The sequence below is a fragment of the Myxococcus llanfairpwllgwyngyllgogerychwyrndrobwllllantysiliogogogochensis genome (assembly GCF_006636215.1).
GTDB lineage: Bacteria > Myxococcota > Myxococcia > Myxococcales > Myxococcaceae > Myxococcus > Myxococcus llanfairpwllgwyngyllgogerychwyrndrobwllllantysiliogogogochensis.
In genome coordinates this window covers 1-8,581 of the sequence record NZ_VIFM01000382.1, presented here as the reverse complement: position 1 = coordinate 8,581, position 8,581 = coordinate 1, and the positions used below count along the sequence as shown (strand labels likewise).

At 71.4% G+C, this 8,581-nt stretch carries 6 protein-coding genes and 1 pseudogene; 4 read left to right on the top strand and 3 right to left on the bottom strand.

All coding sequences use genetic code 11. The annotated features are described in order from the left end of the window. Positions 1-8 precede the first annotated feature (8 nt). The 3 genes from radC to FJV41_RS46070 are packed head-to-tail and all read left to right on the top strand — an operon-like array spanning position 9 to position 3,122. A complete protein-coding gene (radC, locus tag FJV41_RS46080) occupies positions 9-752 on the top strand; it encodes a RadC family protein (RefSeq protein ID WP_306440955.1) in 744 nt (247 codons plus the stop codon). Further along, complete coding sequence (locus tag FJV41_RS46075; protein ID WP_141648994.1) at positions 752-997, top strand: DUF3006 domain-containing protein; 246 nt, start codon at positions 752-754, stop codon at positions 995-997. Before radC ends, FJV41_RS46075 begins: the two co-directional genes overlap by 1 nt. A 40-nt stretch (positions 998-1,037) precedes the next feature. Next, on the top strand, positions 1,038-3,122 hold the full coding sequence (locus FJV41_RS46070) for a RecQ family ATP-dependent DNA helicase (RefSeq protein ID WP_141648993.1): 2,085 nt from the start codon (positions 1,038-1,040) through the stop codon (positions 3,120-3,122). A 45-nt stretch (positions 3,123-3,167) separates the two neighbouring features. Here FJV41_RS46070 and FJV41_RS46065 read toward each other — a convergent pair whose 3' ends face one another. Together FJV41_RS46065 and FJV41_RS54815 are read right to left on the bottom strand one after the other, a co-directional pair. Continuing rightward, a complete protein-coding gene (locus tag FJV41_RS46065; RefSeq protein ID WP_141648995.1) occupies positions 3,168-3,503 on the bottom strand; it encodes a hypothetical protein in 336 nt (111 codons plus the stop codon). A gap of 52 nt (positions 3,504-3,555) precedes the next feature. Further along, positions 3,556-7,392 carry a tetratricopeptide repeat protein gene (locus FJV41_RS54815; protein WP_141648992.1) on the bottom strand — a complete coding sequence of 1,279 codons (3,837 nt, stop codon included), beginning with the start codon at positions 7,390-7,392 and terminating at the stop codon, positions 3,556-3,558. Positions 7,393-7,484: 92 nt separating this feature from the next. On the opposite strand from FJV41_RS54815, the gene FJV41_RS46055 reads away from it, so the two are divergent. Further along, complete coding sequence (locus FJV41_RS46055) at positions 7,485-7,913, top strand: hypothetical protein (RefSeq protein WP_141648991.1); 429 nt, start codon at positions 7,485-7,487, stop codon at positions 7,911-7,913. A 474-nt stretch (positions 7,914-8,387) separates the two neighbouring features. On the opposite strand, the pseudogene FJV41_RS46050 reads toward FJV41_RS46055, so the two are convergent. Next, a pseudogene (locus tag FJV41_RS46050) lies at positions 8,388-8,581 on the bottom strand (NAD-dependent epimerase); the annotation flags it as partial.

Here is an 8,581-nt window from a genome sequence, read left to right as displayed (position 1 = left end):
GCGGTGAAGTGGTGGGCGAGGAGTCGGTGGGGGCGCTCGCGCCCGGGGGCATGGAGCAGTCCCGGGAGCGGCTCTTCCGGTTGGGGGCACAGGCTCTCACCGACTCGGAGCTTCTGTGTGTCACGTGGGGTCTGGCACCGCGCTCGCGAGGCGGGCTGGAGGCGGCGGGGGCGCTGCTGAAGCGATGCGGAGGACTCAAGGCGCTCCTTCAGGCGGAGCCTGTGGAACTCCGCGGAGTGCCGGGCCTGGGGCCTCGGAGGGCCGCGCAGGTGCTCGCGGCGCTGGAGCTGGGCCGTCGTGCCCAGCGTTCACCGGAGCGGCGTCCCAAGCTGCGCACGCCCCGGGAGATTCACGCGTACCTCACGCCCGCGCTGGGCGCGCTGCGGCGGGAGGTCTTCCACGTGCTGTGCTTCAACGCGCGCAACGTGCTGGTGCATGACGCGCGGGTGGCGGAGGGCACGCTGAACACGTGCCCGGTGGACCCCCGGGAGGTGTTCGCCGCGGCGCTCGTCTCCCGCGCGACGGCCATCGTCCTGGCGCACAACCACCCTTCGGGGGACCCGGAGCCCAGCGTCCAGGACGTGGGGCTGACGCGGCACCTCGTCGCGGGGGCGAAGCTGCTCAACCTCAAGGTGCTGGACCATCTGGTGGTGGGAGACGGGGCCTTCGTGTCGATGCTGGAGCGGGGACTGCTCCCGGACGGGGAGTGGGAGTCGAAACGGGAATGGAACGTGGCGGGAGGAGATGGGTGATGGCGGGGTGCCTTGTGGGGATGGTGCAGGTGGAGCTGCTGGAGGACACGCGGGCACAGGTGGTGCGGCTGGAGACCGGGCGGGCCTGCACGGTGGAGCGCGTGGAGCTGCCAGCGGACGCCCGTGAAGGGGACGTGGTGGTGGATGGGCGCCGGGAGCCGGACGCGACAGCGCTGCGCGTGCTGGAGGTGGCGCTGAGGAGGGCCCGCCTGGCTGTCCCCGTGCCGCCGGGGCTCGAGCTGTGAGGGGCGGCGAGGCGCCGTTTCCGTTGACGGCCGGGCCAGGATGGTGAACATGCGAGCGATGCCGTTGGCCCTGCCCTACTTCGAGGAAGCTCAGCAGGGCCTGGTGCGCCACTTCGGACTGACGCAGTTCCGTCCCGGGCAGGCGGAGGTCATCTCCACCGTGCTGAGCGGGCGCAACACCGTGGTGGTGATGCCCACGGGCGCGGGCAAGAGCCTGTGCTACCAGCTCCCGGCCACGCTGCTGCCGGGGCTGACGCTGGTGGTGTCGCCGCTCATCGCGCTGATGAAGGACCAGGTGGAGCAGCTCACCGCGCGCGGCATCAGCGCCACGTTCATCAACTCCTCGCTGTCGGACCTGGAGCGGGCGGAGCGGATGCGCCGGCTGCGCGCGGGCGAGTACAAGCTCTTGTACGTGGCGCCCGAGCGCTTCCGGAGCGCGAGCTTCGTGCAGACAGTCCTCGACGTGGGCGTGGACCTGCTCGCCGTGGACGAGGCGCACTGCATCTCCCAGTGGGGTCACGACTTCCGGCCGGAGTACGCGCAGCTCGGCCAGGTGCGCAAGAAGCTGCGCCCACCGCGCACGGTGGCGCTCACGGCGACGGCGACGCCGGAAGTGCGCGCGGACATCGTCCGGGTGTTGCTGATGAAGGAGCCCCGCGAGTTCGCCATGGGGTTCGACAGGCCCAACCTGTTCCTGGGCAAGCAGGAAGTCGGCGGAGACACGGACCGTCATGAGGCCTGCGCGCGGCTGGCGGCGCTGGGGGGCAGCGGCATCATCTACTGCTCCACGCGCCGCGCGGCGGACGGCATCTTCGCGGAGCTGCATGGCCGGGGACTGAAGGCGGTGCTGTACCACGCGGGCATGGAGGACGACGCGCGGAGGCGGGCGCAGGACACCTTCATGTCCACGAAGGACGCGGTGGCGGTGGCCACCAATGCGTTCGGCATGGGCATCGACAAGTCGGACATCCGCTTCGTCGCGCACGCCAACATCCCCAGGGCGGTGGAGGCGTACTACCAGGAGATCGGCCGAGCGGGCCGGGACGGCGGCGACGCGCGCGCGGTGCTGCTGTTCAACCACTCGGACGTGTACACGCAGGAGCGGCTCATCCAGGGCAGCCACCCGTCGGAGACGGTGCTCGCGGACGTGTGGGGCGTGCTCCAGTCGGTGGAGGAGTTCGAGCGGGGCGTGCACGTGCTGGCGGGAATGGTGAACGCCAGTGAGTTCGAGGTCTCCGCGGCGCTGCGCATCTTCGAGCGCGCCGGGAAGCTGGAGCGCGGGGGACGGGGTGAGGGCGAGCACGGGCTGACGCTGACGGAGAAGGCCCAGGCCGCGCACCCGCATGCGGCGGACGCGCAGCGACTGTTGAAGTCCCTGCTGGAGACGTTTCCCCTCGGGCGGCAGGTCACCACGGAGCTGACCATCCTCGCGCGGCGCGTCGGTCTGTCGGTGGACGAGGCGCGCCACGCCCTGGGCCTGCTGGAGAAGTCGGGCGTGGTGAATGTGCGGCGGCCCTTCTCCGGGCGCTCCATCCGAGCGCTGGCGCGGCTGCCCTTCCGCGAACTGGGCATGGACCTGAGCCACGTCCGGGAGCAGGAGCGGCAGAACCTCCAGCTCCTGCGGCGGATGACGGACTACGCCTACGCGGACCGGGAGCAGCGCTGCCGGCGGCGCGCCGTCCTCCACTACTTCGGTCAGCAGGACGTGGAGGCCTCCTGCGGCAACTGCGACGTGTGCACACCCGCGAAGATGCCCGTGCTGCTCTCGAGCGGGCCGACCGCGTCCCGAGGCCGCACGTCGGCCTCGGCGCAACCGGTGCTGAACTACAGCGAGCTGGCCTCCACGGAGCTTCGTCGCTGGCGCAAGGAGCTGTCGAAGGACCTGGGCGTCGCGCCCTTCATCATCTTCAACGACGCCACGCTGCTCGGGCTGGCGGCGACGCTTCCCATCGACCGGGAGGCCTTCCTCACGGTGAAGGGCACGGGAGAGAGTCGCTGGGAGCGCTTCGGCCCCAAGGTCGTCGAAATCTGCCTGATGGCGCGCGCCGCGGGGCATGAGCCCCAGGCAGCCCCCCTGGCGGCGCCACGCAAGCCGCGCGTCCGGCGGGCCCTGGGTACGAACTGACGAAGAGCCCCGCGGCCGGTGCCCCCGTCTTCGCGACGGAAGAGGCTACGGGCCGTTGCCTCCGCCTCGGCGCATCCCTCGGGCGATGAGGTAGCGCAGGCTGCCCATGACGGTGCCGACCACCAGGGCGAGCAGGAAGATGACCGCCACCGTGGTGAGTCCAAAAATGAGGCGCACCCCGTACTCGGGAATGCGGCCGTTGAAGAAGGCCGTACGCAGCGGCTCCATGGCGCCGACCAGCTCCAGCGCACGAGCCGGCAGCGAGTCCAACGACAGCGACAAGCGCTGGAGGAACTTCGAGGGGAACAGGCGCAGGGCGCCCTCCACCACGACGCCCACCAGCAGGTAGAGCGCCGACAGCAGGAAGGCATTGCCCCACATGATGCGCAGCAGCGGGGACTCGGGCCCGGGGCCAGAGGGAGGGTGGCGCACGCTAGCGAGCCGCTTTCTTCTTGAGGGACGGCAGCGCCTTCTTTACGCGCCCCGCCTCCTCGCTGCCACCCGCCAGCCGGAGAAAGGCTTCGTAGGACTCCACCGCCCGATTCAGCTCCGCCGACTCGCGCACCAGCACATCCGCCAGGGCCAGGTACGCCGGGCCGTCCGTGGGCTCCAGCTCCACGGCCTTCAGCAGCGACGCCTTCGCCACGGCCTCCTGCCGCTGCTTCAGGGCCACCAACCCCAGCGCCAGGTGCGAGCGGCCCTGGAACGGCGCCAGCCGCACCGCCTCCTCCGCCGCCGCCCGCGCGTCCTTCAACACGCCGGCCCCCAACAGCACGCGGGCCATGGCGGCCTGGGCGAAGGCCTTGTCCCAGACGGTGGGCGCGCGCGAGGCCAGGTCCTCCAGCGTCCGCGCCGCCCCTCGGCCTCCGCCGGGGAGCTGCACGTAGAGTTCGCCCACCCGGCCACAGGTGGCGTCAGACCCCTCGCGCCGAGCCGCCGCGAAGGCCGCGTCCGCGTTGTCCACGTTGCCCTGCCGCAGGAAGGCGTGGGCAATCTCGCAGAAGGTGTCCGGGTCCTTCGGGTCCAGCTTGTTGGCGCGCTCCAGCGCGGAGAAGCCACTCTTCGCGTCACCCGAGGCAAACAGGATGGCCGCGCGCAGCCGGTGCGCCTCCGCGTCGTCGGGCGCCAGCTTCGCCGAGCGACCCGCGGCCCCTTCCGCCTCCTTGCGGCGTCCGGCGTGGAAGAGGGCCAGCGCGAAGCCCTTGTGCGCGGCGGCGCTGCCGGGGTTGTCCAGCTGCCAGGCCTCGAACTGCTTGAGGGCCTCCGGAGTGCGCCCCATCGCCAGCAGCGTGCGGCCCAGCGCGTCGCGCGACTCGCCGTGCGCGCCGTTGCGCTCCACCGCTTGCGTCAACGGCTTGAGGGCCATGTCCGGCAGGCCGCGAGACAGGAGCAGCCGCCCCAGAGAACAGGAGGCCTCGTAGTCGCGCGGGTCCTTCTGCGCCTCCTCGAACTGGGCCTGCGCCTTGTCGAAGGCGCGCTCACGCCAGTACACCTGCCCCAGCGCCAGTCGCATGTCGTTGCGCGGGCGCTTGGAGGCGGCCAGCGCCTTCTCGAGCAGCTCGCGGGCCTGGGGCGCGTTGCCCTCCGCCGCATCCGCCAGGGCCAGGAGCGACACGGCCTCCGGAGGGTAGCGCTCGTTCACCCGCGTGCGCGCGAGCTCCGCGCGGGCGCGCTTCCAATCCCCGAGCCGCGCGTACGCCGCGCCTCGCACCAGGGACACCTTGCGGCCACTGTCGGCCTCCAGGCGCGTCAACACGTCGCGCTCGCGGTCCCTGTCCAGCAGCGTGCGGCCCAACCCCTCACGGGCCTCGTCGCTCTTGGGTTGCAGCTTCAGGGCCGCCTCGTACGCGGCCTGCGCCGCATCCAGCTTCCCCGCGGCGCGACTGGCGGCCCCCAGCGCGAGCTGGAAGTCGAAGGCCAGTGCCCCCTGCGTGCCCTTCCCCAGCAACGTGCGCGCCTCGTCGTGCTTGCCCACGGCGGACAACAACCGGCCGTGAACCAACTGCTGGCGCGACTTGAGGTCCGCCGGCAGCGCCTTGTCCTCCGCGAGCGGCGCCACATCCGCGAGCGAGGCGTCCAGCTCCTGCTCCAGCGCGAGCCGGGCCTCCGCCTGACCGATGCGCGCCACGGGGTGCTTGGGAGACTTGGTGCGCGCCTTCTCGAACATCTCGATGGCGTGCGGGAAGTCCTCCGACGCCAGGTAATAGCCGCCCAGCGCCACCAGGGCCCGCACGTTGGCGGGCGAGGTCCGCAGCGCGCGGTCGAACCGCTCCAGCGCCTTCTTCTCGTCCTTCGACGCCAGGAGGATGCTCGCCGCGAGCGCCTGGGCCTCGGTGCTCTCGTCCATCGAGGTGAGCAGCGCGCGACGCGCCGGCTCCCGTCCCCGGTCATCCGCCACGAGGACATTGGTGGTGAGCACCAGTCCCGGCGCGGCCTCCTTCACGCCCGGCTTCTCCAGGGCCTCCAGCGCCTTGAGACGGTCCTCCGGAGACATGCCGTGGTCCGAGAAGAGGAGCGCATGCGTCCAGGCCGTGAGGGCCCAGGCGCGGCTGCTGCCCTCGTCCATCTCCAGGGCGCGACCCAGTTGCTGCAACGCCCCATCCAGCGAAGCGCGCGTGTCCTGGGTGATGAGGTCCTCGGCCCGGGCCAGCGCCTCGTTCAGCGTCTGGCCACCGGTGGCCGCGCGAATCCGGAGGAAGCCGACGACGATGGTGATGAGCACCATCGCCAGCGCCGTCACTCCGGCGACCTTCACGCCGTTGCGCTTGAGGAAGGACGTCTTCGCCGCCTCGCGCACCAGCTTCTGGCGCAGCTCCTTCTCGTAGGCGGCGGTGAGTGCTTCGGTGTCCTGCTTGGGCTGACCCGCCTTGGGTTTCGCGGCGCTCCCGGCGGCCTCGGAGGCCTCCGGCAGGTCGTCGAGCAACGAGCGCTTGGAGCCCGAGCCCCGCGTCGCGGGCTGTGCGCGAGCGACCACGGGATTCTGCGCGGTGGGGTCCGGCGGAGGCAGATCTCCGAGGAGTCCTCCCGAAGCGGCGGGAATCACCGGCTTCGCGGTGGTGAACTCGCTGGAGCGCAGCAGCACGTCGTCGTCGGAGTCGGCGGACGCGGCGGGAATCACCGGCTTCGCGGTGGTGAACTCGCTGGAGCGCAGCAGCACGTCGTCGTCGGAGTCGGCAGGCGCGGTCCCCGCCTCCCCTTCGCCCGTGGACGTCGGGTCTTCAGAAGCCCCCGCCGTGTCGGAGGCAGCTCCCAGCGAATCCTGGGGCGGGGGCTCGTTGCCCTCTCCCGTCCGCGCGCCAGACTCAGGCTCCGAGCCCGACGGCCGAGGAGCGTCATCCTCATCCGACAACGACAGGTCCAGGCTCGGCAGCTCGGAACCGAGCGAGGGCACCAGCACCGGCACGGGCCGGTCAATCAGCCCCAGCGAAGACCCCGCCGCGGACGCGGCAGGATGCTCACCCGAGCGGGTGCGAGCGCCCCCGGTGCCCGCCGCCGTGTCCTCGGAGGTTCCAGCGTCAGCGGTGGAGCCGGAGGCACTCACGCCCCCCGCCGAATCCGCGTCGCCCTCGCGAGCGGGGACGTCCCCCACGCTCGCGCGCCCACCCGCCGCCGCGGCGCTCGCCAGGTCAGCGGCGGCACGGGCGCCCGCGTTCCTCGCGGCCCCGGGACCCGAAGCCGTCGCGGCCTTCGCGGTATCTCCGAGCGCGGCGGCCCGGAGCCTCGCGGCCGCCATCGGAGACGCGGCCACTGGCGAGGGCTCGGCGGCGTCGCCCTCGGCCTTCGCTTCTCCGTCGGACTCCCCTTCCGACGACGGCGCGGTCTTCTCCAGCCCCATCAGGTCGGCGAAGACGGGGGCCGGTCCACCGGCCAGCGCCTGCTGGGCCTGCTCCAGCCACAGCTTCACGCGGCCGTCATTGGGTTGCAGCGCCACCGCCTTGCGCAACAGCGGCAGCGCCGAGCGGTACAGCCCGCGCTGGAGCAACACCTCGCCAATCAGGTTGTAGGCGTAGGGGTTGTCCTTCTCGATGGCGATGGCCCTGTCGAACTGCTCCATCGCCTCCGCGGGGCGGCCCAGGTGGATGAGCGCCTTGCCCCAGAGCACGCGTCCCACCGTCGAGGACGGATGGTGGGAGATGCCCTGTTCACACACCTCGATGGCGCGTGCCGCGTCCCCCTTTTCCAGCAGGGCCTTGGCCAGTTCGACGAAGACGGAAGATGTGGGGTCCTGCCGGAGGAGCTGCTCGTAACGCTCCACCATCGACTTGGCCATGTGGGCTTGCGACTCCGGTGCTCGGGCGGGGGAGCGGGACCATACCACCGTGCTCTCGTCCCGGGCGGCCACCGGATGCTACCGTTCCCCCTGTGAATCGCCTGCCTGCCCTGTTTCTCGCGCTCGCCCTGTCGGGATGCGCAACCGTATCCAAGAAATCCGACCTGGAAGAACTCAAGCCCACCGTGGACAAGTTCCACCAGCTCATCCGGTGGAAGGATTTCCGGAGCGCCTCCCGCCTCCTCGTCCCGGAGCGCCGCGCGGCGTTCTCGCGCGCCCGCGTCGAGCTCCATGACGAGCGGGACCTCTCCATCACCGACTACGAAATCGAGGAGGTGCGGCTGGCCGAGGACGGGGCGCACGCCACGGTGCAGAGCCGCATCCAGTGGATGCGCCTGCCGTCCGCCTCGGAGAACACCGCCGTCGTCCTCTCGGAGTTCGTCTTCCGGGACGGCGTGTGGCTCCTGGAGCGGCAGGACGCGGGGCCCTTCGTGGACGAGCTCAAGGGCGCGCTGCCCTGAAAAGAAACCGCCCACCGACTCGGGGCCGGCCGAGGCGGTGGGCGCCGGGAGCTCCCCAATGGAGCGCCCTACAAGAATCCGCCCATCGGCTCGGGGCCGGCCGAGTCGATGGGCGTCGGGAACTCCCCAATGGAGTGCCCTACAAGAATCCGCCCATCGGCTCGGGGCCGGCCGAGTCGATGGGCGTCGGGAGCTCCCCAATGGAGCGCCCTGACATGTGAGCGGGGCGACGGTGTTGTTCAGGCCCGCGTCGCCGCGCGGTGACGCCGGAACCTAGAGCAATGGCGATGCCACTCCGCGCACCGGGGGTGGCGTGCGGGGCCCTGCATTGGAGATTCAAGGGCTTGCACTCGCGGCCGCCCGACAATGAGGGGGGCAGGCCGTCGGGGTGCTGACACTCCTGTCAGAGGGTTCAGCCTCCGGCGTCGTGCCATGCACGACAACCGTGTCAGGGAACCCTCGGACTTTCCTTCCCTACTCGGCCTGCACCGCGCGGATGGTTTCCCGCATGGAGTAGTGGGGCTTCCAGGCCACGTCCTGCACCCAGCGGCTGCCGTCCACGGCGCACAGGAACTGGATGTGGTCCAGCTCCGGGGGCGGGAAGTTGGCGATGCGGTACTTGAAGAGCATGCCCAACAGGGGCCGAGCCAGGGGGTGCGGGACGGGGA

What these genes read in the sequence shown, in the direction of transcription:
- FJV41_RS54815 (WP_141648992.1), bottom strand. Translation starts at nt 7,392, where the DNA reads ATGGCCAAGTCGATGGTGGAGCGTTACGAGCAGCTCCTCCGGCAGGAC.
- FJV41_RS46070 (WP_141648993.1), top strand. Translation starts at nt 1,038, where the DNA reads ATGGTGAACATGCGAGCGATGCCGTTGGCCCTGCCCTACTTCGAGGAA.
- FJV41_RS46065 (WP_141648995.1), bottom strand. Translation starts at nt 3,503, where the DNA reads ATGTGGGGCAATGCCTTCCTGCTGTCGGCGCTCTACCTGCTGGTGGGC.
- FJV41_RS46075 (WP_141648994.1), top strand. Translation starts at nt 752, where the DNA reads ATGGCGGGGTGCCTTGTGGGGATGGTGCAGGTGGAGCTGCTGGAGGAC.